The sequence below is a fragment of the Halomonas sp. ABH4_019 genome (assembly GCF_056159885.1).
On record NZ_JBSWWC010000001.1, the window covers coordinates 917,470 to 938,986 of the forward strand.

Consider the following 21,517-nt stretch of genomic DNA (forward strand, 5'->3'; position numbering starts at 1 on the left):
GGGATTCCCTGCTCTACCCCAAATCCAACCCAAGGAGCATGCCATGCAGACCAAAGCCATTCTCGGCCTCGCAGAGGTCAACGCCATCCTCGACGCCGCCCAGCGCGAGGCCGAAGCCAACCAGTGGACGGTGACCATCTCCGTCACCGACGACAGCGGTGAACTGCTGGGCCTGCGGCGCCTGGACGGCGCCTCGCCGATGACCGCCATGATCAGCGCCCAGAAGGCCCGCACCGCGGCGCTGAGCCACAAGGAGACCCAGGTCTTCGAACGCATGATCAACGAGGGCCGCAATGCCTTCCTTTCCGCGCCCCTGCAGGGCCTGATGGAGGGTGGCGTGCCGGTGGTGGTCGACGGCCAGGTAGTCGGCGCGGTGGGCGTCTCGGGCGTCAAGGCCGATCAGGATGCCCAGGTGGCCCGTGCCAGCATCGCCGCCGTGCTGTGACGCCGACACCGGCACGAACCCAGGCCCCCGGCTCGCCGGGGGCCCGTCGTTTCCGGGCCAAGACTTGCATTAACCAAAAATCTTGCATAGGTTGTGTATAGCATTCGACGCGATGCACGGATGCCCGACACGCCCATCACCGGACGGGAGGAACACCATGAAACGTATCGCGACTGCCGCCATTACCCTGAGCGCCCTGATGATGTTGTCCGGCGCAGCCCTGGCCGCCCACCATGAAGAGGACGACATGGCCCCGGAGAGCGGCACCGATAGTGCCAACGTGGTCGAGGAATCCAGCATGGATCACGACGAGGGCGCCATGAGCGAGGAACCCATCGTCGAAGAAGGCGGCACGGACACCGCCAACAGCCCGTCCGAGGAAGACGGCGGCCACGGCGAGGGCAGCCTCGACGATGACATGACGCCCAAGGATGGTGTGGATTCCGCCAACGACCCCGAAGACGGCTAAGGGTCTCGCACACCGACAAGGCTTCATCTCCTTCCTTCACCCCGGCCATGGCCGGGGTGTTTTCGCAAGGGGGCATGCTCGATCCACCCGCCGTCGGCAAAGGCGATACGGTGACACGCTGGGTGGGCATCGAGTGGTCGCACGGCCCTCCCGGCCTTTTCCGATACCGGACTAGACTGTCCACATGGCATCCATGCGAGGCCACAGGAGCGAGACCCCAGCGTTCGAGACCACAACAATCAGGAGACGCTTCTCATGAGCCTTCCCGGCGATCCGGCACCTTCCCCCATGGCGAGCGACATGCAGACCGACTACACCGTCGGCCAGGACAATATCGAGGGCCGCCTGGGACCCATCGGCTTCGATATCCACAACCGGGTCTTTCTCGTCTCGGCTCTCGCCTCGATCCTCTTCATCCTACTCACCCTGCTGTTTCCGGATCGGGCGGGCAGCATCTTCCAGTCCATCGTCGCCTTCTCCACCGGCACCCTGGACTGGTACTTCATGATGGTGGTGGACTTCTTCATCCTGTTCTGCGTGGCACTGATCTTCCTGCCCTACGGCAAGGTCCGGCTTGGCGGGCCCGACGCCCGGCCGGATCACGGTTACCTGTCCTGGTTCGCGATGCTGTTCGCCGCCGGCATCGGCATCGGCCTGCTGTTCTTCGGCGTGCTGGAGCCGGTCTACCATGCCAACGTCTCGCTGCCCCTGGGCGTCGCCTCGCCGTTCGGCGCCGACGGCGAGCTCAACCCGGAGGCCGTGGCCGAGGCCAGCGCCATGGGCATCGCCGGCACCTATCTGCACTGGGGCATCCACGGCTGGGCCGTCTATGTGGTGATGGCCCTGGCGCTGAGCCTCTTCACCTACAACAAGGGCCTACCCTTCTCCATCCGCTCGGCGTTCTTCCCGATCCTCGGCGACCGCGTCTGGGGCTGGCCGGGACACGTGATCGATATCCTGGCGGTGTTCTCCACCCTGTTCGGGCTGGCCACGTCGCTCGGCCTCGGGGCGCAGCAGGCCAACGCGGGGATGAACTTCGTCTTCGGGCTGGACGTCAATGCCACCACCCAGGTCGTCGTCATCGTACTGGTCACGGCGGTGGCCCTGGTGTCGGTGTGGCGCGGCCTGGAGGGCGGCGTGAAGAAGCTCTCCGAGATCAACATGGTCATGGCCGTGCTGTTCTTCTTCTTCGTGCTGTTCGCCGGCCCGACCCTGGTGGCCCTGAGCGGCTTCTGGACCGGCCTGGTGACCTACGTCACGGACTTCGTTGCGCTGTCGGCGCCCTTCGGTCGCGACGATGACGCCTACCGCCAGGCCTGGACCATCTTCTACTGGGCCTGGTGGGTCAGCTGGGCGCCGTTCGTCGGCATGTTCATCGCGCGCGTCTCGCGGGGCCGCACGGTGCGGGAGTTCGTGATCTGCGTGCTGTTGATTCCCAGCCTGTTCATCTTCGTCTGGATGGGCGTATTCGGCGGCACCGCCCTGGACCAGCTGTACGCCGATCCGGCCGGCAGCCTGGTCAAGGACTACGTGATCGACGACTACAGCCCCGAGCTGTCGCTGTTCGGCATGCTCAACGAGCTGCCCCTGTCGGGGCTGATGTCGACCCTCGGCATCGTCCTGGCGCTGATCTTCTTCGTCACCTCCTCGGACTCCGGTTCGCTGGTGATCGACACCATCACCGCCGGCGGCAAGATCGATGCCCCTCGGCCCCAGCGGATGTTCTGGGCCGCGGTGGAGGGCCTGATCGCCATCGTGCTGCTGCTCGGCGGCGGCCTCTCGGCGCTGCAGGCCGGGGTGACGGCGACGGCGATCCCGTTCTCCATCGTCATGCTGCTGATGTGCTACACCATCATCCGGGCGCTCAACGGCGAGCTGCGCCTGATGCGCCGCAAGCCCGCCTGACTCCCTGCGCCGTCGATGGCTCCCCGGACACCGCCGGCAGGCGGCGATGTCCGGGGCAGGCGCGGGGATGTCGCCCCGGGCATCGCGCCGCCCCGCGGGGCGCGCTAGTCTGGGCCAGGAAGGCGGAGGCTCCGGCTTCTCACAGCCAGGCGGACGGCTCGTCGCGAGCCGAGGGAGACCACAGCATGGCCGGCGGCTGGTCGAAGGACGGCGACGTCCAGCAACAGATCGACGACAGCGTGCGCGACGAGCTCGAGCGCGCCCGACGCGCCTTGCCTCATGGCGAGAGCGCCCACCATTGCCACGAATGCGACGAGCCGATCCCCGAGGCGCGATGCCGCGCGGTGCCTGGGGTCCGGCTGTGCCTGGCCTGCCAGGCCGAGCGCGACCGCCGCCAGGGCCCGGCTGGCGGGTTCAACCGGCGCGGCAGCAAGGACAGCCAGCTGCGCTGAGGCCGGGCACCCCGAGCCTCCGGGCTCCATCGTCGGATCGCCCCCGGGCGATCGCGCTGACCGCAGCCCCTTGGCATGCCGGGCGACACCATTAGCGCTCTTATCGCGTCCGCCGTATCATCGACCCACCATTCATGCGCGGGCCCTCCCAAGGCCCGCGTCGTCATGCCAGGGACGTCATGCCGCTACTCCACTTCCTGCCGCCGCTCGGCGCCGTGCTGATCTGGTCGGGCAACATGACCATCAACCAGCTCACCGTGGGCGCCATCGCCCCGAGCAGCATCGCCTTCCTGCGCTGGCTGCTGGCGCTGATCGTGCTCACCCCCTTCGTGGCCCCCGCCGCCTGGCGGCATCGCGCCGAGCTGCGCCGCCACTGGCCGAAGCTGGCGGTGCTCGGCCTGCTGGGCATGGGGCTCTGGCAGGGGCTCGCCTACATGGCCGCCGAGACCACCTCGGCCACCAACATGGGCATCCTGGCGGCCATGGTGCCGCTGCTCACCGTGCTGCTCAGCGCGCTGATCCTGCGCGAGCCGCCCAGCCTCGGCGGGGTGGCCGGTGGCCTGCTGGCGCTGACCGGCGTGACGATCCTGCTGGGCCACGGCAACCCGCTGTCGCTGCTCGACCTGGACGTGGCGGTGGGCGACGCCCTGATGGTGGTCGCCGCCACCTGCTATGCCATCTACGGCGTGATGCTCAAGCGCTGGCCCCTGGCGCTGCCGCCCTGGGTCTTGCTCTACGGCCAGGTGATCTGCGCCGTGCTGATCCTGCTGCCGCCCTACCTGCTGGGGCCGATGACCCCGGTGAACGCCGGCAACCTGGGCCTGATCCTGTATGCCGGCATCCCCGCGTCCATCGTCACCACCTTCCTGTGGATGCTCGCCATCCGCCGCATCGGCGCCAGCCAGGCGAGCATCTTCATCAACCTGATGCCGCTGTTCAGCGCCGTGATCGCGATGGTCGCACTCGGCGAGCGCCTCGCCGCCTACCATGTGCTCGGCGGCGCCCTGGTGCTGGCGGGGGTGATCATGGCCCAGACGCTGACCCGGCCGCTCGCGCGCGCCCCGCGCCGGGCGGCCACCGAGCGTCGGCGCTGACGCGTCCCGTCGCGGGGCTTCCCCGTGGCGGCCGCCGCCCTGATAGACTGCGATTTTCGTTACTCAACCGGAGAGCCCGCGGCCATGTCCCTCGATGACCTGCACCTCAACCTGCGCAACCTGACGCAGGACGACTACCCGCAGCTCAAGACGCTGATGGACGCCGTCTACCACGACATCGGCGGCGCCTGGCCGGAGCACACCATCGACAAGCTGATCGAGGAATTTCCCGACGGCCAGCTGGTCATCGAGGACGACGGCCGCCTGGTCGGCGTGGCGCTGACCGTGCAGGTCGACTACGACGAGTTCTCCAACCCCCACCAGTACGACGACCTGATCGGCAGCCGCGAGATCATCCTCAACGACGCCGAGGGCGACGCCATGTACGGCCTCGACGTGCTGATCCATCCGGACTACCGGGGCTATCGCCTGGGACGGCGGCTCTACGAGGCCCGCAAGGAGCTGTGCCGCTCGCTGAACATGCGCGCCATCCTGGCCGGCGGGCGCATTCCCCAGTACCACCACCATGCCGACGAGCTGTCGCCCACGGAGTACATCGACAAGGTGGCGCGCAAGGAGATCCACGACCCCATCCTGTCGTTCCAGCTGGCCAACGACTTCCAGGTCAAGCGGCTGCTGCGCAAGTACCTGCCCGAGGACGAGAAGTCCCAGGGCTACGCGACCCTGCTGGAGTGGAACAACATCCTCTTCGAGCCCGCCGAGCGGGTGCTCGAGAGCCGCCGCACCCAGGTGCGGGTCGGCGCCGTGCAGTGGCAGATGCGCGAGTTCGATTCGGTGGAGGCGGTGCTCCAACAGGTCGAGTATTTCGTCGATGCCCTGGCCGACTACCAGAGCGACTTCGCGGTCTTCCCGGAGCTGTTCAACGCCCCGCTGATGGGCCTGCAGGATCGCGCCGCCCAGCAGGACCAGCTGGCCGCCATCCGCTTCCTGGCCGGCTTCACCGAACGCTTCAAGACCGAGCTGTCGCGCATGGCGGTGGCCTACAACATCAACATCGTGGCCGGCTCGATGATCGAGGTGGGCGAGGAGGACCGGCTCTACAACGTCGCCTACCTGTGCCACCGGGACGGCTCCGTGGAGCGCCAGGCCAAGCTGCACATCACCCCCCAGGAGCGCCGCGACTGGGTGATCGAGGGCGGCGACGAGCTGCAGGTCTTCGAGACCGACGCCGGTCGCATCGGCATCCAGATCTGCTATGACGTGGAGTTCCCCGAGCTCTCGCGGCTGCTCGCCGAGCAGGACATGGACATCCTGTTCGTGCCGTTCTGGACCGACACCAAGAACGGCTACCTGCGGGTGCGCCACTGCGCCCAGGCGCGGGCCATCGAGAACGAGTGCTACGTGGTGCTGTGCGGCAGCGTCGGCAACGTGCCCTCGATCGAGAACCTCGACATCCAGTACGCCCAGTCGTCGGTGTTCTCGCCCTCGGACTTCTCCTTCCCCCACGACGCCGTGCTCGCCGAGACCACTCCCAACACCGAGATGATCATGTTCTCGGACCTGGACCTGAACCGTCTCAAGGTGGTGCGCAACGAGGGCTCGGTGACCAACCTCAAGGACCGCCGCCAGGATCTCTTCGACCTGCGCCTGCGCGACTGGTCCTGGAAGTCCGGGGGCCGGCCATCCGGGGGCCGCGACGTGGAGGAGGCCTGAAGCCATGCTGGAACGGCTGAAGCGCTGGCGGGCGGCCCGCTTCGAGGCCCGCCATCCCTTCCCCGCGGCGGACTGGGCCGAGGCCCGGGCGCGGTTGCCGCTGCTCGCCGCGTTGCCCGACGACGCCGCCGAGCGCCTCGGCCACCGGGCCTGGTGGTTTGCCCACGCCAAGCGGCTGAGCCGCCACCCCGAGCTGGACGAGGCGATCGACTTCGACCCGGCGGCGCGGCTGGCCATCGCCGCCCAGGCCTGCCTGCTGACCCTGGGCTGGGCCGAGCGCACCCATCGCCAGGCCTTCGCCGGCGTCCACGAGATCCTGATCGTGCCCGATGCCTTCCATCGCCGGGTCGAGGAACTCGACGAGTTCGGCGTGATGCACGAGTACGACGACGAGCGCGCCGGCGAGACCTCCCACCAGGGCCCGGTGGTGGTGGCCTATCCGGACCTCATGGACAGCGGCCGCCTGGACGGCTTCAACGTGGTGATCCACGAGCTGGCCCACAAGCTCGACATGGCCAACTCCCTGGACGCCGACGGCTTCCCGCCGCTGCCCGGCGACATCGACCCGCGGGACTGGCACCGGGTATTCACCGCCGTGTGGGACGACCTCCAGGCGCACCTCGCCCGCGGCGAGGCCACGCCCATCGACGACTATGCCGGAAGCCAGCCCGGCGAGTGCTTCGCGGTGAGCTGCGAGTATTTCTTCGCCGCGCCCGAAGCGCTGCACGGCGCCTACCCCGAGCTCTACGCCCTGCTGGCCCGCTACTTCCGCCAGGACCCGCGGGCCTGGCTAGCCGCCCTCGCCTGACGCTGCCCCTGGGGTGGCATCGAGCCGGGCCACCAGCCAGGCCCACAGCCGCGCCGCCTCCGGGCGCGGCCGGCGACGCACCGGTCGCACCAGCCAGAAGCGTTCCGCACTGGGTACCGGCCACTCGAAGGCCACCGCCAGATCGTTGCGCCCCTCCACCAACCGCCGATGGGTCAGGGCGATTCCCACCCCCTGGGCGGCCAGCGCCAGGGTCATCACCTGGTTGTCGCAGGACAGCGCCGCGCAGCGCGATTCCAGCCCCGTGGCCCCCACGGCCTCCAGCCAGGTCGGCCAGCCCACCGCGAACCCCACCGCATGCAGCAGGGTCTGGCCGGCCAGGTCCGCCGGGGTCGCCAGGCGCTCGGCCAGCGCCGGGGCGCACACCGGCAGCATCTCTTCGTCGCCCAGCGACCGCGCCTCGACCCCCGGCCAGTCGCCGTGGCCGTAGCGAATCTCCAGGTCGGCGCCCTCGGGGCCGAAGTCGGCCGGCCAGATGGCGCTGACCAGGCGCAGCGGCACCTCGGGATGCGCGGCGCGGAACGCCCCCAGGCGCGGCGCCAGCCAGTTCTGCTGCACCACCGGGGTGGTGCGCAGCGTCACCGGGGCCTCGCCGGCTTCGCCGAACACCTCCTGGGCGCCCTCGGCCAGCCGCGTGAAGGCGTCCTGCAGGCTCGGCAGCCAGGCCTGGCCCGCCGGCGTCAGGCTCAGGCTGCGCGGATGTCGCACGAACAGCCGTTGGCCCAGGCGATCCTCCAGCAAACGGACCCGCTGGCTGATCGCGGCCTGGGTCACGCCGAGCTCGTGGCCGGCGGCGGTGAAACTCAAGGTGCGGGCGGCGGCCTCGAAGGCCTGCACCCATAGCAGCGGCGGCAGGGCGCTCATGAAAAAGCCTGTCATAAATTTTATAGGGTCATAGCCACCAGATTAATCGTTTGTCAGCCCCTCGGGCAATCGCCACCCTAGACCTCATTCGATTCCCAGGAGGTCCCGATGCATACCGCCACGTCGCCCCAAGCCCATGCCACTCCCCGCCCTGCGCTCGACATGGGCGAACTCGCGGACCATCGTGGGCCCGCACTCGACGATGCCATGGCGAATGGCGTCCGAGTAACGCTCGGCTGGGAGGACGGTCAGCGGGCTCACTTCCCGCTGCTCTGGTTGCGCGACCACTGCGCCTGTGACGCCTGTCGCCACCCCCAGACCCACGAGCGGCTCCACGTGCCCCTGGAGGCCCGTGTCGATGCCGCCGAGGTCGCCCTCGAGCGGGGCAACCTGGTGATCCGATGGACCGACGGCCACGTGAGCCGCTTCGATGCGGGCTGGCTCCACCAGCGCCGCCCCGGAAGCGATCCCGCACCGATCGTGCCCGAACGCCGCCCCTGGTCACCGAATTTCCGCCCCGAGCGCGTCGCCCATGGCGACTTCGTCGCCGGTGCCGCCGGCGAACGGGCCTGGCTCACCGCCCTGCTGCGCGACGGCCTGGTGCTGCTCGAAGACGGCCCCCTGGCCGACGAGGAAGTCAGCCGCCTGGCCGAACGCATCGGCCCGCTGCGTCCGACCAACTTCGGCGCCCGCTTCGACGTGCGCTCCAAGCCCAACCCCAACAACGCCGCCTATACCGCCATCGGCCTGGCGCTGCACAGCGACCTGCCCAACTGGCGCCAGCCGCCGGACATCCAGCTGCTGTACTGCCTGGAGAACGATGCCGAGGGCGGCGAGTCGATCTTCGCCGATGGCTTCGCCGTCGCCGAGGCGCTGCGCGAGGCCTCGCCGGAGGACTTCCGTCTGCTCAGCGAGACCCCCATCGACTTCCGCTTCCAGGACGAGACCCAGGACATCGCCTGGCGCGCGCCCATCCTCCAGCTCGATGGCGATGGCCAACTGGTGGAGGTCCGCTTCAACAACTGGATCCGCGACACCCTGCGGCTGCCCGACCAGGAGATCGACGCCTGGTACGCGGCGTACCGGCACTTCTGGCGACTGCTGCACGACCCGCTCCACCAGCTCGAGTTCGCATTGAAGCCCGGTCAGATGATCGCCTTCGACAACCGCCGCGTGCTGCACGGCCGCCGCGCCTTCGACCCCAATACCGGCAAGCGCCACCTGCAAGGCACCTACCTCGACCTCGACATGCTCGAGTCCCGCCTGCGGGTGCTGGCCCGTCAGGACTGAAGCGGCCCACCCACGGCGAGCCGTGATGCCACAGCTTGAGGCGTCACGGCCCCCTTCCCTCGACAAGGAGTCTCCATGACCTCGTTCAAGAAGCTCGCTGCCATCACCCTGCCGTTGGCACTGCCGCTCCCGGCCCTGGGCGATGACGCCACCCTCGACCTGGGAGTGCCGGCCTGGCCCGGTGTCACCGTCAAGAGCGAAATCGCCTCCCAGCTCCTCGCCCCGCTGGGCTACGAGACCCGTACCCATGAAATCGGCCTCCAGGTGATCTACCAGGGGCTGGAGACCGGCGACCTCGATGCCTTCCTCGGCGGTTGGATGCCGGCCCAGCGGGAGATGTTCGCGCCGCGCCAGGAAGGCGGGACCATCACGAGCCTGGGCAACAACGTCGAGGGCGCCCAGATGACCCTGGCGGTGCCCGACTACCTCTTTGATCAGGGCATCCGGAGCTTCGCCGACCTGGACGCCCATCGCGAGCGCTTCGACGGTGAGATCCATGGCTTCGGGGCCGGCTCGGCGGCCAGCGAGATCCTCAACACCGCCATCGACAACGACACCTGGGGCCTGGGCGACTGGCAGCTGGTGGACACCAGCGTGGTCGGTATGCTCGGCGCCGCCCGCGCCGCCATCTCTCGCGAGGAGCCCATCGTGTGGGTCGGCTGGACGCCGCACTGGATGAACCTGGAACTGCCGATGCGCTACCTCGACGACCCCCAGGACCTGTTCGGCGACAACAACGGCGAGACCGACGTGCTGACGGTGCTGCGCAGCGACTACGCCGAGGCACAACCCAACCTCGCGACCTTCTTCGACCAGTTCACCTTCGCGGCCGAGGAACAGAGCTGGATGATCCAGGCATTCGGCCAGCAGGAACGCGACGCCGACGAGGTCGCTGCCCAGTGGATCCACGACCACCCCGAACGCGTCGAAGCCATGCTCGAGGGCGTCACCACCCGCGACGGCGATCCGGCCTGGCCGACGGTGCAGGCCAGCCTCTGATTCCCCCGTAGGGACCGGCGGCCTGGCCCTTTGGCCAGCGCCGCCTCTGCCGTATGCTAAGGCGCGATATCCATCAGGAACCCTCGCGCCCCATGTCTCGCTCCCTCGGCCTCCTCGCCGCCGCCCTGACCCTGCTCGTCGCCCTCGGCCTGCTGTGGCAATGGCTGGCCATGCAGGACCTGCTCACCGTCGACACCCTGCTGGCCCTGGCCAAGGGCAGCGTGGCCTGGCGCGACGCCTCCTGGGCGGTGCTGGTGGTGATGGCGGTCTACGCCGGCGCCTCGCTGGTGATGTTCCCGTTGAGCCTGCTGGTGGCGCTGACCGGCCTGCTGTTCGGCCCCTGGTGGGGCTTCGGCTATGCCCTGGCCGGCACCCTGGCCGCCTCGGTGCTGACCTGGTGGGTCGGCCGCAGGCTGGGCCGCGACGCCCTGCTGCGCTATGGCGGCAAGCACCTCAAGGGCCTGTCGCGCTACCTCTCCGGGCGCGGCATCCGCACCATGACCCTGGTCAACCTGCTGCCCCTGGCGCCCTTCACCCTGACCAACATGATGGCCGGGGCCTTCCACCTGCGCTTTCGCGACTACATGATCGGCTCGACCCTGGGCATCGTCCCGGGGCTGGCCGGGGTGACCCTGCTCGGCAGCCAGCTCGGCGAACTGGCCACCGCCGAGAGCCGCCAGGAGGTGATCCTGGCCCTCGGGGGCCTGGTGCTGGGGCTGGGGCTGCTCTACGGGCTCAAGCGCTGGGCCGAACGCCGCCGGCGGCGCTGAGGGCTCGCCGGCACACCGGCGAGCTCACTTCGAGGACAGCTCGGACTCGTCGGAAGGCTCGTCCGAGCGCCCGCCGGGCCACCAGGAGGGCCGTTCCTGCTCCCACTCTTCCTGCACCAGATGGCGCAGGATGCGCCCCCGGTAGCGCAGCATCTGCCACTCCGCCCCCAGCCGTCCGCGCACCCGGTCCCAGCCGCCGTCGTCGGCGTGGGTGAAGGGCCCGCCCCGGGCGATCACCCGCCGGTAGACGGCCAGGCAACGCTCGGCGCAGAGCCGCTCGTCGTAGTCCGCGGCGGTGGCCAGGGCGCCGTGGTGCAGCGGCTTGCGGGCGCCCGGGTCGCCGAGCTCGACCAACGCCACGGCCATGGCCTCGGCATCGTCCTCGGCCAGCAGCCGACCGTTCTCGCCCTGCGCCACCACCTCCACGACCCCGGGGGCGCGCACCGCCACCACGGGCAGGCCGGCGGCCATGGCCTCGGCCACCACCATGCCCTGGGTCTCGCTGTGGGAGGCGAAGGCGAAGACGTCCATGGCGTGGTAGGCGTCGATCAGCGCCTGGCCCTGCAGGCGGCCGGTGAAATGAACCCGGTCGGCCACGCCCTGCTCCGCGGCGACCGCCGCCATGGCCTCGGCGGCCTCGCCGTCGCCGACCACCAGGAAATGCGCTTCAGGCCGCTCGGCAAGCGCCCGGCACACGCCCTCGGCCAGGAACACCAGGTTCTTTTCCCGCGCCAGCCGGCCCAGGTGGCCGATCACGTAGGCGTCGTCGGGAATGCCCCGGGCGGACCGGCAGGCCGCGCCGTCGCCCTCGGCGAAGCGCGCCGTGTCCACGCCGCTCGGCACCACGCGGATCTCGGGGTTGGCAGCCCGGGCGAACAGCAGGTCGCGGATGCTCTCGCTGGGCGCGATGACGGCATCACACAGCCAGGTGTACTGGGTGGCCAGGGCCACGGCGAAGCGCTGCATGCGCGGCGAGTCGCCGGGCACGTAGTGGGTGTAGTGCTCGTAGAGGGTGTGATGGGTGAACACCAGCGGCAGGCCGTAGGTCTCGGCGGCCCGGGCCGCGGTGTCGCCGAGCAGGAAGGGATGGTGGGCATGCACCAGGTCCGGCTCGAAGGCCTCGATGGCGTCATACAGCTGGCCGGGAATCGGCACCGGCAGCGAGAAGTCGCTGCCGTTGAAGTGCTGCACCGCCGCCACCCGCACCACGTCGGCCTCGAAGTCCGGCTGGCCCTCGAGGCGCGGCGCCACCACCAGCACGTTGTGCCCCGCGGCCTGGAGCTGTCGCTTGAGCCGCTGCACCGACTCGCTGACGCCGCCGACGATGGGCAGATAGGTGTTGGTGAACATCAGCACATTCACGGTCGCGACTCTCCTTGCCGGGCTTGCGGGGGCACCTCCAGCGGCGGCACGCGCCCGGCCATCTCCTGCTCAAGATAGGCGATGAAGGCACGGATCCGCAGCGGAACGTGGCGGCGCCGATCATACACGGCATGGAAGTCCGCACGCACGCCCCGCCACTCGGGCAGCAGTTCGACCAGGCGCCCCGCCGCCAGGTCCTCGTGAACGTCCCACCAGGAACGCAGGGCGATGCCGTGGCCGTCCCGGGCCAGGCCACGGATCACCTCGCCGTCGTTGCTGGCCATGGGACCGGCGACCTTCACCGCGCGTTCCTCTGCCGGGCCGTGACGGCGCACGAAGCGCCACACCGCGTAGTCGCTCTCGATCTCGCGCAGCACCAGGCAGGGATGGGCGGCCAGGTCGGCCGGTGCCTGCAGCGGGGGCATCTGGGCCACGTAGCGCGGCGCCGCGCACAGCACGCGGCGGTTGGCCAGGATCCGCCGGGCCACCAGCCGCGAGTCCGGCGGCTCGCCGACCCGGATGCCGATATCGATGCCCTGGTCGGCCAGGCCGAGCGGGAAGTTGGTCAGCTCGAGGCTCGCCTCGAGGCGCGGGTGGCGGGCGAGAAAGGCCGACAGCAGCGGCGCCACGTGCCGGCGCCCGAAGCCGAAGGTAGCGTTGACGCGCAGCGGCCCGGAGAGCTCGGCGCGGCGATCGCCCAGGCTCTCCTCCAGCTCCGTCAAGTCGTCGAGGATCGCCACGCCGCGGGCCAGGTAGCGCTCGCCCTCGGCGGTCAGGGTCAGGCGCCGGGTGGTGCGCGCCGCCAGCGAGACGCCGAGGCGCGCCTCGAGCCGCTGCAGGCGCTTGCTCACCGCCGACAGCGACAGCCCGAGCTCCCGGGCGGTAGCGGTCAGGCTGCCGGCCCGGGCCAGGCGCTGGAAGAAGGCCAGGTCGTCGAGGGGCGTCACCGCATTCTCCACTTGAGCTCAACAATGGATTGAATGTTACCCCGATTATCTCGCTGGCGTGCAGGGGTAGACTGGCGCTTCGTTCACGTATCGACAGGAGCCACCATGACCCAGCGCATCGCCGTGCTCGCCGGAGACGGCATCGGCAAGGAAGTCATGCCCGAGGGCCTGCGTACCCTCGAGGCCGCCGCCCGCCGCTTCGACCTGGACCTGGCCTTCGAGGCCTTCGACTTCGCCAGCTGCGACTACTACCTCGAGCACGGCCGGATGCTGCCCGACGACTGGAAGCAGACGCTGGTCACCTTCGACGCCCTCTACTACGGCGCCATCGGCTGGCCGGAGACGGTGCCGGACCACGTCTCGCTGTGGGGCTCGCTGCTCAAGTTCCGCCGCGAGTTCGACCAGTACGTCAACCTGCGGCCGTGCCGCCTGCTGCCGGGCATCGAGAGCCCGCTGGCCGGGCGAACGCCGGGCGACATCGACTTCTACGTGGTACGCGAGAACACCGAGGGCGAGTACTCCAGCGTTGGCGGCACCATGTTCGAGGGCACCGAACGCGAGGTGGTGATCCAGGAGACGGTGATGACCCGCACCGGGGTCGACCGGGTGCTGAAGTACGCCTTCGAGCTGGCCCAGAGCCGCCCGCGGAAGAAGCTGACCTCGGCCACCAAGTCCAACGGCATCGCCATCACCATGCCCTGGTGGGACAAGCGCGTGGCCGCCATGGGCGAGCGCTACCCGGAGGTCGAGGTCGACCAGTTCCACATCGACATCCTCACCGCCAACTTCGTGCTGCACCCGGACTGGTTCGACGTGGTGGTGGCAAGCAACCTGTTCGGCGACATCCTCTCCGACCTGGGCCCGGCCTGCACCGGCACCATCGGCGTGGCCCCCTCGGCCAACATCAACCCCGAGGGCACCTTCCCGAGCCTGTTCGAGCCGGTCCACGGCAGCGCCCCGGACATCGCCGGCCGCGGCATCGCCAACCCCATCGGCCAGATCTGGTCCGGCGCCATGATGCTCGAGCACCTGGGCCATCCGCAGGCGGGCGCGGCCATCCTCGCCGCCATCGAGGCGGTGCTCGCCGAGGGCGACGCCGAGACGCTGACCCCCGACCTCAAGGGCCGCGGTACCACCGAACGGCTGGGCCGCGCCATCGCCGAGCGCATCGCCGACGACGCCTGAAGGACAGCGGGCAGCGGGCGCTCAGCCCCGCGTCCAGACGCCGGCGAGGATGCGCACCCGGTCGTCCGCCAGGTTGGCGAGCAGCTGGCGACCCATGGCCGCGAAGTCGTCGCCGAAGATCAGCGCGGGGCCCGGCAGGGGCGTCGCCCCCGGCTCGCGCCGGCCCGCCCCCTGGCGGCGCCGCCAGGCCAGCGCCGCGGCGCTGACGTCGTCCACCTTCCGGGCGACGAACCCCGCCTCGGCAAGCGCGGCCTCCAGGGCCTCCCGGCGGATCAGGTGGCTGTGCGCGACGTCCCGTGCCCAGGGCACCGGCAGCGAGAGCGGCGCCGGGTTGTCCCCGGCCACCACCTCGTGGAGCAGCACCCGCCCCCCGGGGACCAGCAGGCGGTGCCACTCGGCCAGCGCCGCCGCCGGGGCGGGCATGTTCATCAGCGCATGCTGACACCAGACCGCCTCCACGCTCGCCGCCGGCAGCGGCAGCCGAGCGGCATCGGCGCACAGGAAGCGGGTCCGATCCGCCAGCCCAGTGGCCCGGCTCAGCCACTCGGCCACCGCGACGAAGGCCGCGGTGATGTCCACGCCGACGACCTCGACGCCCTGCTCGTCGGCCAGCAATCGACTGGCGCCGCCGGTGCCGCAGCCCACGTCCAGCACCCGCTGCCCGGCCGCGAGCCCCCCGCGCCGGGCCAGGTCGCGACTGGCCCGGCGCCCGCCCAGGTGCAGCTGGTCGATGCCGGCGACGTCATCCAGGGAAAGCCGCTCGGGGTCCCGGCCGGTGGCCCGGAACGCCGCCCGCAGGCGGTCCGTCAGCGGCTCGCCGTCCCGCCGGGCGAGGGCATCGTAGTGGGCATCGAGACGCGGCACGGTCTCCATCGCGGTGCTCTCCTCAGTATCGAAGCCTTCCAGCCTAGCGACTTTTCGACCGCCCCCCTATCCTGCCATGGTCGTCCCGACATGGAGGTCACGATGCCACGCCCCCTGCTTTCCCTGGCCCTGCTCGCCCTGGGCCTGTCCGCCTGCACCGGCATTCCCGAGGGCACCCGCGCCGTCGACGGCTTCGACGCCGAGCGCTACCTGGGCCGCTGGTACGAAATCGCCCGCTTCGACCACGGCTTCGAGGAAGGCCTGGACTGCGTCACCGCCGACTACACTCGCCGCGACGACGGCGGCATCCGGGTGATCAATCGCGGCGTCGACCTGGGCGCCGGCGAGGTCGATGTCGCCGAGGGCCGGGCCTATCCGATCGGCGAGCCCGGGCAGGGCCGGCTCAAGGTCAGCTTCTTCGGCCCCTTCTATGCCGGCTACAACGTGCTGGCCCTGGCCGACGACTATGCGTGGGCGCTGGTATCGGGACCGGACCGCGACTATCTATGGATCCTCGCGCGCACCCCCGAACTGCCCCCGGCCACCTATCGCGCGCTGGTCGAGCGCGCCGCGTCGCTGGACTTCCCGGTGGACGAACTGATCGAGGTGGAACAGGGCGAGGCCTGCATGCCCTGGCGCCGGGCCGGCCCCGACTAGCGCCGACGCCCGTCGATCCTGCGGACGAGGCCTGGTGCTTACAGCTTCGCACCCCGCTCTTTCATTCTGCCGACAGGGCCCCTTGAGCCGGTACCGGGCAGGGCCGAAGGTAGACCGCATCCCGAAAAAAGCGACAACACGAGGATCCCCATGTCTCGCCCGACCCGCCATCGCCGCCGCCCAGGTGCTCGCCATGCTCAGTGAATGGCTGGAGGCCAGCCTCGCCGACCGGGCCCCCGCCGCCAGCGAAGGCACCCTGCCCGGGGGACGCTACCGGATCGACGGCGCCGGGCTGCTGGAGCTGATGCCCGAGGCCCCCTCGGCTACCGCCCCGGCGCTGGTCCTCTCGGTGGGCATTCACGGCAACGAGACCGCGCCCATCGAACTGCTCGGCGAGCTGCTGGCCCGCCTGGAGGCCGGCCTGCTGCGGCTGGCCACCCCGACGCTGGTGATCCTCGGCAACCTCGAGGCGATCCGCGCCGGCACGCGCTTCGTCGACACCAACCTCAACCGGCTGTTTCGTCGCGGCCTCGATACTCAGGGGCCGGAACCCGACCGGGCCCGGACGCTGATGGCCGTAGTGGACGCCTTCTTCGCGCGCCACGCGGAACGCCCGCGGTGGCACTACGACCTGCACACGGCGATCCGCGACAGCCAGTACCCGCGCTTCGCCGTCGAGCCCTACGCCGAATCGGCCACCCCGGCCGCGCAATGGCGCTGGCTGGCCGGGGCCGACATCCAGGCGGTGCTGCACCAGCACGCCCACAGCTGGACCTTTTCCCACTATTCGAAGCACTACCACGGCGCGGCCGCCTTCACCCTGGAGCTGGGCCGCGCCCTGCCCTTCGGCGACAACGACCTGGCGCCCCTGGCGCCCATGGCGGCGCTGCTCGCGGCACTACTCGAGGACCGCCCACCGCTCGAGCGCCCGGCGCACGACATGGCCTTCTTCCGCGTCGAGCACGAGCTCAAGCGCCACGCCGAGGACTTCCGGCTGTGCTTCGCCGACGAGACGCCCAACTTCACCGAGTTCGCCCCCGGCACCCGCCTGGCCGAGGACGCCGTCGCCGGTCCCTTCACGGTGGGCGAGCGAGCGCTGCGGGTGGTCTTTCCCAATGCGCGGGTCGAGATCGGCGCCCGCGCCGTCCTGCTGGTCAGCGCCGCGACGCCGCCGGACGCCGGCACCTGAAGGCGGCACCGCCCGACCGAACGCCACAACAACAACAAACCGGAAAGCATTCATGACAACCACTGCGCATCTCTTAGACCAAGGTCGAACGACCATCCGCACAGGGCGACCTGCCGACGCCCGCCGAGGCTGGTAGAATCGCCCCCTTTTTCACGCCGGACCGCCACCGGTCTTCGGGGCTTCGCCCGACACGCCGCGCCGGCGGCGCGCCGTGTCGGACGCAGCCCGGGTGAACCCTGCGAACTGGAGCCTATTCCATGGCCGACACTCCGATCCCGCTGGAAGTGCAGAACATCAAGAAACGCTTCGGCGACACCGAAGTCCTCAAGGGACTCTCCCTGCAGGCCCACAAGGGTGACGTCATCACCCTGATCGGCGCCTCGGGCTCCGGGAAGAGTACCTTCCTGCGCTGCATGAACCTGCTGGAGATGCCCAACGCCGGCGAGCTGATCGTCCACGGCGAGAAGATCCGCTTCAAGGAGACCAAGCACGGCCGTGAGCCGGCGGACTGGAAACAGGTCGTCGCCATGCGCGCCAAGCTGTCCATGGTCTTCCAGAGCTTCAACCTGTGGGCCCACATGACCCTGCTCGAGAACGTCATCGAGGCCCCGGTGCACGTGCTGGGCAAGTCCAAGCAGGAGGCCATCGCCCACGCCCGCGAGCTGCTCGAGCGGGTCGGCCTGGCCGAGCGCGCCGACTACTATCCCGCCCAGCTCTCCGGCGGCCAGCAGCAGCGCGGCGCCATCGCCCGGGCCCTGGCCATGGACCCGGAGGTGATGCTGTTCGACGAGCCCACCTCGGCGCTGGACCCGGAACTGGTCGGCGACGTGCTCAAGGTGATGCGCGACCTGGCCGACGAGGGCCGCACCATGATCGTGGTCACCCACGAGATGGCCTTCGCCCGGGACGTCTCGTCCCAGGTCGTCTACCTGCACCAGGGCCAGGTCGAGGAGGCCGGGCCGCCCGACCAGGTGCTGGGCAATCCGCGCTCCGAGCGACTCAAGCAGTTCCTGGCCCCCAAGCACTGAGGCGCCCGCACGAGGAGATCTCCCATGATCGATCTGCACGGCTACGGCCCGCGCCTGTTCGAAGGCGCCCTGATCACCGTCGAGCTGGCGGTGCTGTCGCTGCTCCTGGCCATCGCGCTGGGGCTCGCGACCGCCACCGCCAAGATGTCCCGCCACTGGTGGCTGCACCGGCTGGGCACCCTCTACACCACCGTCATCCGCGGCGTGCCGGACCTGGTGCTGATGATGCTGCTGTTCTTCGGCGGCCAGATCGGCATCAACATGTTCACCGACATGCTCTATGACCGCTTCGACGTCGACATCTTCATCAACGTCAACGAGTTCGTCGCCGGGGTCGGCACCATCGGCCTGATCTTCGGCGCCTACATGGGCGAGACCTTCCGCGGCGCCTTCATGGCGGTGGACAGCGGCCAGATCGAGGCCGGCCGCGCCTACGGCATGAACCACTGGCTGGTGTTCCGGCGCATCCGCTTCCCGCAGATGATGCGCCACGCCCTGCCGGGGCTGTCCAACAACTGGATGGTGCTGCTCAAGACCACCGCCCTGGTGTCGGTGATCGGGCTGTCCGACATGGTCCGGGTGGCCGCCGAGGCCTCCAAGGCGACCCGCGAGCCCTTCACCTTCATGATCATCGTCGCGGCCATCTACCTGCTGATCGCCAGCGTCTCCGAGTGGGGCTTCGCGCGGCTGCAGAAGCGCTACGACATCGGCTACGGGGAGGCAGACTGATGGACGCCCTGATGAACTGGCTCGAGGCCGCCCTGGCCGACAACAGCATCTTCACCCTGCAGACCCTCTCCTACTACGGCGATGGCCTGGCCACCACCGTCCAGCTGGTGTTCCTGTCGCTGATCATCGGCCTGGTGATGGCGGTGCCGCTGGCCATCGGCCGCGGCGCGAAGCGGGCCTGGATCCGGCTGCCGATCTTCTTCTACTGCTACGTGTTCCGCGGCACCCCGCTGCTGGTGCAGCTCTACCTGATCTACTACGGCGTGGTGTTCGTCGAGGGCATCCAGGACACCTGGCTGTGGGTGATCCTCGAGAAGCCGTTCGTGCCGGCGCTGATCGCCTTCACCCTCAACACCGGGGCCTATACCACCGAGATCTTCCGCGGCGCCATCAAGGCCACGCCGAAGGGCGAGATCGAGGCGGCCCGGGCCTACGGCATGTCCCGGGGCCTCATGCTGCGCCGCATCGTGCTGCCCAGCGCCTTTCGCCGCGCCCTGCCGGCCTACGGCAACGAGGTGATCTTCATGCTCCACGCCAGCGCCATCGCCAGCGTGGTGACCATCATGGACCTGACCGGCGCGGCGCGCTTCGTCTACGCCCGCTTCTATGCGCCCTTCGACGCCTTCCTGTTCGTGGCGGCGATCTACCTGTGCCTGACCTTCTCGATCATCTACTTCTTCCGCCACCTGGAGAAGCGACTGCTCGCCCACCTCAAGCCGGCCAGCGGCTGAGGCGAGCGTCAAACAAGCGTTGGGAACCGACGTTCGTTCCCGATCTTTCGGCCCGTCCGGCCTTCCGCTAAGGTGGGCGGGTCATATCCCGGATTCGCCGCCCACAAGGTGGACCATCAACAACAAGGGGAAGCCCTCATGAAGATTCAGAAGATCCTGAGCCTCGGCGTGCTGAGCGCCGCCATGTTCGCCGGCGTCGCCAATGCCGAGGTCCGCGATATCCGCATCGGCGTCGACGTGCCCTACGAGCCGATGGAATACCGCACCCCGGACGGCGAGCTGACCGGCTTCGACATCGACCTGGGCAACGCCCTGTGCGCCGAGATCGGCATCCAGTGCGAGTGGGTCGTGCAGGGTTGGGACGGCATCATTCCGGGGCTGCAGGCACGCAAGTACGACGCCATCATGTCCTCGATGACCATCAACGAGCAGCGTCGCGAGCAGGTGCTGTTCTCCGACCCCTACATCACGCCGCCCTCCGCCTGGTTCGCCCCCGCGGACAGCGAGATCGCCACCCCGGACGCCGAGTCCCTGGACGGCATGTCCATCGGCGTGCAGCGCGGCACCCTGCAGGACAACTACGTCACCGACAACTACGGCGACGTGGCCGACGTGAACCGCTACGCCACCGCCGACGACATGGTGCTGGACATGGACGCCGGGCGCCTGGACATCGTCTTCCTCGACTTCCCGATCGGCAAGTCCACCCTGCTCGACAGCGAGGCCGGCGACTACAAGACCGTCGGCGAGCGCATCAGCGAGCCGAAGGAATACTTCGGCGAAGGCTTCGGCATCGCCTTCCGCCAGCGCGACGAGGAACTGGCCGCGGCCTTCAACGAGGCCCTGGCGACCCTCAAGGACGACGGCACCTACGACGAGATCTACGCCGAGTACTTCGGCGAGTAAGCCCATTGGCGAGTAATCGGCCGCCCCGGAGCGCCCGGGGCGGTTCGTCCTCAAGAGACCCAGCCATGCGCCTGCCGCCCACCGACCTCATGCGCACGCCCACCCCTCGCCGAAGCGCCGCCCCGCGCTTCTACCTCAGCGAGTGGTTCGACGAATAAGCCTTCCCGATGGCCGCCCCGGCCGTCTCGGCACCTCCGTGCCTCATTCCTGACGGCGTCCTGCGCCGACCCTGGCGCCCCCTGTCGCCCTTTTCGCCCTTTTCGCCCTTGTCCCAGCGGTGACTCCCTGACCGCAACAACCACGACAATCCACGCCCTAACGGGAGGAACTCCCCATGCGTAACGCCAAGCTGCTGCTGGCCGCCACCCTCGGTGCCAGCCTGTTCGCCACCGCCGTCCAGGCCGACAAGCCCATTCGCCTGGCCGTGGACGTGCCCTACGAGCCCTTCGAGTACAAGCTGCCCGACGGCACCCTGACCGGCTTCGAGGTCGAGCTCGGCAACGCCGTCTGCGAATACCTCGACGAGACATGCACCTGGGTCGAGCAGCCCTGGGACGGCATGATTCCGGCGCTGATGGCCCGCAAGTTCGATGCCATCATGTCCTCGATGGCCATCACCGAGGAGCGTGCCCGTCAGGTGCTGTTCTCCGAGCCTTACTACACGACCCCGAGTGCCTGGATCGCCGCCAAGGGCAACGACATCGACATCTCGGACCGGACAAGCCTCGAGGGCCTGACCGTGGGCGTGCAGCGCGCCACCCTGCAGGATCGCTACGTCACCGATCTCTACGGCGACGTGCTCGATGTCCGCCGCTACGGCAGTGCCGACGACGTCATCGCCGACATGCGCACCGGCCGCCTGGACCTGACGTTCATGGACTACCCGATCGCCGAGGCGATGATCGATATCGACACCCCGGAGAGCGACTTCCAGCGCATCAGCGACTTCATCAAGGAGCCGGAAAAGTACTTCGGCCAGGGCGTGGGGGTCGCCTTCCGCCAGCGCGATCGCGAGCTCGCCGAGCGCTTCAACGAGGCCCTCCAGGCGTTGAAGACCAACGGCACCTACGACGAGATCATGGCCGAGTACTTCAGCTACGACGTCAAGCTGTAAGCGCCGCCCCGGACTTC

22 protein-coding genes are annotated in these 21,517 nt (G+C 69.4%); 18 read left to right on the top strand and 4 right to left on the bottom strand.

Translation table 11 applies throughout. From position 1 onward, the window contains the following. Positions 1-43 precede the first annotated feature (43 nt). The 7 genes from ACXAFN_RS04155 (at position 44) to ACXAFN_RS04185 (ending at position 6,847) form a co-directional block, all read left to right on the top strand. Complete coding sequence (locus ACXAFN_RS04155) at positions 44-445, top strand: heme-binding protein (RefSeq protein WP_474986429.1); 402 nt, start codon at positions 44-46, stop codon at positions 443-445. Between the two features lie 157 nt (positions 446-602). Then, the gene (locus ACXAFN_RS04160) at positions 603-914 is read left to right on the top strand and encodes a hypothetical protein (RefSeq protein WP_474986431.1); all 312 of its coding nucleotides are present in this window, start codon (positions 603-605) and stop codon (positions 912-914) included. Between the two features lie 255 nt (positions 915-1,169). Then, complete coding sequence (locus ACXAFN_RS04165) at positions 1,170-2,819, top strand: BCCT family transporter (RefSeq protein WP_474986433.1); 1,650 nt, start codon at positions 1,170-1,172, stop codon at positions 2,817-2,819. Positions 2,820-3,004: 185 nt separating this feature from the next. Next, positions 3,005-3,271 carry a DksA/TraR family C4-type zinc finger protein gene (locus ACXAFN_RS04170; protein ID WP_474986434.1) on the top strand — a complete coding sequence of 89 codons (267 nt, stop codon included), beginning with the start codon at positions 3,005-3,007 and terminating at the stop codon, positions 3,269-3,271. 179 nt (positions 3,272-3,450) lie between these two features. Beyond that, positions 3,451-4,365, top strand: coding sequence for a DMT family transporter (locus tag ACXAFN_RS04175; protein ID WP_474986436.1), 915 nt, complete (start codon positions 3,451-3,453; stop codon positions 4,363-4,365). 84 nt (positions 4,366-4,449) lie between these two features. Then, positions 4,450-6,039, top strand: coding sequence for a GNAT family N-acetyltransferase (locus tag ACXAFN_RS04180; protein WP_474986438.1), 1,590 nt, complete (start codon positions 4,450-4,452; stop codon positions 6,037-6,039). Between the two features lie 4 nt (positions 6,040-6,043). Continuing rightward, a complete protein-coding gene (locus tag ACXAFN_RS04185) occupies positions 6,044-6,847 on the top strand; it encodes a M90 family metallopeptidase (protein ID WP_474986440.1) in 804 nt (267 codons plus the stop codon). Here ACXAFN_RS04185 and ACXAFN_RS04190 read toward each other — a convergent pair. Next, positions 6,830-7,729 carry a LysR substrate-binding domain-containing protein gene (locus tag ACXAFN_RS04190; RefSeq protein WP_474986442.1) on the bottom strand — a complete coding sequence of 300 codons (900 nt, stop codon included), beginning with the start codon at positions 7,727-7,729 and terminating at the stop codon, positions 6,830-6,832. The genes ACXAFN_RS04185 and ACXAFN_RS04190 overlap by 18 nt on opposite strands. 108 nt (positions 7,730-7,837) lie before the next feature. Between ACXAFN_RS04190 and ACXAFN_RS04195 the strand changes: the two genes are divergently transcribed. The 3 genes from ACXAFN_RS04195 to ACXAFN_RS04205 all read left to right on the top strand — a co-directional run bounded on the left by ACXAFN_RS04195 (position 7,838) and on the right by ACXAFN_RS04205 (position 10,788). After that, the gene (locus ACXAFN_RS04195) at positions 7,838-9,019 is read left to right on the top strand and encodes a TauD/TfdA family dioxygenase (RefSeq protein WP_474986443.1); all 1,182 of its coding nucleotides are present in this window, start codon (positions 7,838-7,840) and stop codon (positions 9,017-9,019) included. 75 nt (positions 9,020-9,094) lie between these two features. Then, positions 9,095-10,018, top strand: a complete 924-nt coding sequence (locus ACXAFN_RS04200) for an ABC transporter substrate-binding protein (protein ID WP_474986444.1) — start codon at positions 9,095-9,097, stop codon at positions 10,016-10,018. Positions 10,019-10,110: 92 nt separating this feature from the next. Continuing rightward, a complete protein-coding gene (locus tag ACXAFN_RS04205; protein WP_474986446.1) occupies positions 10,111-10,788 on the top strand; it encodes a TVP38/TMEM64 family protein in 678 nt (225 codons plus the stop codon). Positions 10,789-10,812: 24 nt separating this feature from the next. On the opposite strand, the gene ACXAFN_RS04210 is transcribed toward ACXAFN_RS04205, so the two are convergent. Both ACXAFN_RS04210 and ACXAFN_RS04215 read right to left on the bottom strand, forming a co-directional pair. Continuing rightward, on the bottom strand, positions 10,813-12,150 hold the full coding sequence (locus ACXAFN_RS04210) for a glycosyltransferase (RefSeq protein WP_474986447.1): 1,338 nt from the start codon (positions 12,148-12,150) through the stop codon (positions 10,813-10,815). Beyond that, positions 12,147-13,097: a LysR family transcriptional regulator gene (locus ACXAFN_RS04215; protein ID WP_474986449.1), complete on the bottom strand. Its 951-nt coding sequence runs from the start codon at positions 13,095-13,097 to the stop codon at positions 12,147-12,149. Before ACXAFN_RS04215 ends, ACXAFN_RS04210 begins: the two co-directional genes overlap by 4 nt. Positions 13,098-13,202: 105 nt before the next feature. Between ACXAFN_RS04215 and ACXAFN_RS04220 the strand changes: the two genes are divergently transcribed. Beyond that, the gene (locus ACXAFN_RS04220; RefSeq protein WP_474986451.1) at positions 13,203-14,282 is read left to right on the top strand and encodes a tartrate dehydrogenase; all 1,080 of its coding nucleotides are present in this window, start codon (positions 13,203-13,205) and stop codon (positions 14,280-14,282) included. A 21-nt stretch (positions 14,283-14,303) separates the two neighbouring features. Here the strand turns inward: ACXAFN_RS04220 and ACXAFN_RS04225 are convergent, their stop codons facing one another. Then, positions 14,304-15,155 carry a class I SAM-dependent methyltransferase gene (locus tag ACXAFN_RS04225; protein ID WP_474986453.1) on the bottom strand — a complete coding sequence of 284 codons (852 nt, stop codon included), beginning with the start codon at positions 15,153-15,155 and terminating at the stop codon, positions 14,304-14,306. Between the two features lie 93 nt (positions 15,156-15,248). On the opposite strand from ACXAFN_RS04225, the gene ACXAFN_RS04230 reads away from it, so the two are divergent. The 7 genes from ACXAFN_RS04230 to ACXAFN_RS04260 all read left to right on the top strand — a co-directional run bounded on the left by ACXAFN_RS04230 (position 15,249) and on the right by ACXAFN_RS04260 (position 21,500). Next, positions 15,249-15,803, top strand: coding sequence for a lipocalin family protein (locus tag ACXAFN_RS04230; RefSeq protein WP_474986455.1), 555 nt, complete (start codon positions 15,249-15,251; stop codon positions 15,801-15,803). Positions 15,804-15,996: 193 nt separating this feature from the next. Next, positions 15,997-16,992, top strand: a complete 996-nt coding sequence (locus ACXAFN_RS04235; protein WP_474986457.1) for a succinylglutamate desuccinylase — start codon at positions 15,997-15,999, stop codon at positions 16,990-16,992. A 257-nt stretch (positions 16,993-17,249) separates the two neighbouring features. After that, a complete protein-coding gene (locus tag ACXAFN_RS04240; RefSeq protein ID WP_474986459.1) occupies positions 17,250-18,020 on the top strand; it encodes an ABC transporter ATP-binding protein in 771 nt (256 codons plus the stop codon). A gap of 24 nt (positions 18,021-18,044) precedes the next feature. Next, positions 18,045-18,749: an ABC transporter permease gene (locus tag ACXAFN_RS04245; protein ID WP_474986461.1), complete on the top strand. Its 705-nt coding sequence runs from the start codon at positions 18,045-18,047 to the stop codon at positions 18,747-18,749. Beyond that, positions 18,749-19,480, top strand: a complete 732-nt coding sequence (locus ACXAFN_RS04250; RefSeq protein ID WP_474986463.1) for an ABC transporter permease — start codon at positions 18,749-18,751, stop codon at positions 19,478-19,480. Before ACXAFN_RS04245 ends, ACXAFN_RS04250 begins: the two co-directional genes overlap by 1 nt. Before the next feature lie 138 nt (positions 19,481-19,618). Continuing rightward, positions 19,619-20,386 carry a transporter substrate-binding domain-containing protein gene (locus ACXAFN_RS04255; protein WP_474986465.1) on the top strand — a complete coding sequence of 256 codons (768 nt, stop codon included), beginning with the start codon at positions 19,619-19,621 and terminating at the stop codon, positions 20,384-20,386. 334 nt (positions 20,387-20,720) lie between these two features. Beyond that, complete coding sequence (locus tag ACXAFN_RS04260; RefSeq protein WP_474986467.1) at positions 20,721-21,500, top strand: transporter substrate-binding domain-containing protein; 780 nt, start codon at positions 20,721-20,723, stop codon at positions 21,498-21,500. The last annotated feature ends 17 nt before the right edge of the window (positions 21,501-21,517 follow it).

What these genes read in the sequence shown, in the direction of transcription:
- ACXAFN_RS04155 (WP_474986429.1), top strand. Translation starts at nt 44, where the DNA reads ATGCAGACCAAAGCCATTCTCGGCCTCGCAGAGGTCAACGCCATCCTC.
- ACXAFN_RS04160 (WP_474986431.1), top strand. Translation starts at nt 603, where the DNA reads ATGAAACGTATCGCGACTGCCGCCATTACCCTGAGCGCCCTGATGATG.
- ACXAFN_RS04165 (WP_474986433.1), top strand. Translation starts at nt 1,170, where the DNA reads ATGAGCCTTCCCGGCGATCCGGCACCTTCCCCCATGGCGAGCGACATG.
- ACXAFN_RS04170 (WP_474986434.1), top strand. Translation starts at nt 3,005, where the DNA reads ATGGCCGGCGGCTGGTCGAAGGACGGCGACGTCCAGCAACAGATCGAC.
- ACXAFN_RS04175 (WP_474986436.1), top strand. Translation starts at nt 3,451, where the DNA reads ATGCCGCTACTCCACTTCCTGCCGCCGCTCGGCGCCGTGCTGATCTGG.
- ACXAFN_RS04180 (WP_474986438.1), top strand. Translation starts at nt 4,450, where the DNA reads ATGTCCCTCGATGACCTGCACCTCAACCTGCGCAACCTGACGCAGGAC.
- ACXAFN_RS04185 (WP_474986440.1), top strand. Translation starts at nt 6,044, where the DNA reads ATGCTGGAACGGCTGAAGCGCTGGCGGGCGGCCCGCTTCGAGGCCCGC.
- ACXAFN_RS04190 (WP_474986442.1), bottom strand. Translation starts at nt 7,729, where the DNA reads ATGAGCGCCCTGCCGCCGCTGCTATGGGTGCAGGCCTTCGAGGCCGCC.
- ACXAFN_RS04195 (WP_474986443.1), top strand. Translation starts at nt 7,838, where the DNA reads ATGCATACCGCCACGTCGCCCCAAGCCCATGCCACTCCCCGCCCTGCG.
- ACXAFN_RS04200 (WP_474986444.1), top strand. Translation starts at nt 9,095, where the DNA reads ATGACCTCGTTCAAGAAGCTCGCTGCCATCACCCTGCCGTTGGCACTG.
- ACXAFN_RS04205 (WP_474986446.1), top strand. Translation starts at nt 10,111, where the DNA reads ATGTCTCGCTCCCTCGGCCTCCTCGCCGCCGCCCTGACCCTGCTCGTC.
- ACXAFN_RS04220 (WP_474986451.1), top strand. Translation starts at nt 13,203, where the DNA reads ATGACCCAGCGCATCGCCGTGCTCGCCGGAGACGGCATCGGCAAGGAA.
- ACXAFN_RS04225 (WP_474986453.1), bottom strand. Translation starts at nt 15,155, where the DNA reads ATGGAGACCGTGCCGCGTCTCGATGCCCACTACGATGCCCTCGCCCGG.
- ACXAFN_RS04230 (WP_474986455.1), top strand. Translation starts at nt 15,249, where the DNA reads ATGCCACGCCCCCTGCTTTCCCTGGCCCTGCTCGCCCTGGGCCTGTCC.
- ACXAFN_RS04235 (WP_474986457.1), top strand. Translation starts at nt 15,997, where the DNA reads ATGCTCAGTGAATGGCTGGAGGCCAGCCTCGCCGACCGGGCCCCCGCC.
- ACXAFN_RS04240 (WP_474986459.1), top strand. Translation starts at nt 17,250, where the DNA reads ATGGCCGACACTCCGATCCCGCTGGAAGTGCAGAACATCAAGAAACGC.
- ACXAFN_RS04245 (WP_474986461.1), top strand. Translation starts at nt 18,045, where the DNA reads ATGATCGATCTGCACGGCTACGGCCCGCGCCTGTTCGAAGGCGCCCTG.
- ACXAFN_RS04250 (WP_474986463.1), top strand. Translation starts at nt 18,749, where the DNA reads ATGGACGCCCTGATGAACTGGCTCGAGGCCGCCCTGGCCGACAACAGC.
- ACXAFN_RS04255 (WP_474986465.1), top strand. Translation starts at nt 19,619, where the DNA reads ATGAAGATTCAGAAGATCCTGAGCCTCGGCGTGCTGAGCGCCGCCATG.
- ACXAFN_RS04260 (WP_474986467.1), top strand. Translation starts at nt 20,721, where the DNA reads ATGCGTAACGCCAAGCTGCTGCTGGCCGCCACCCTCGGTGCCAGCCTG.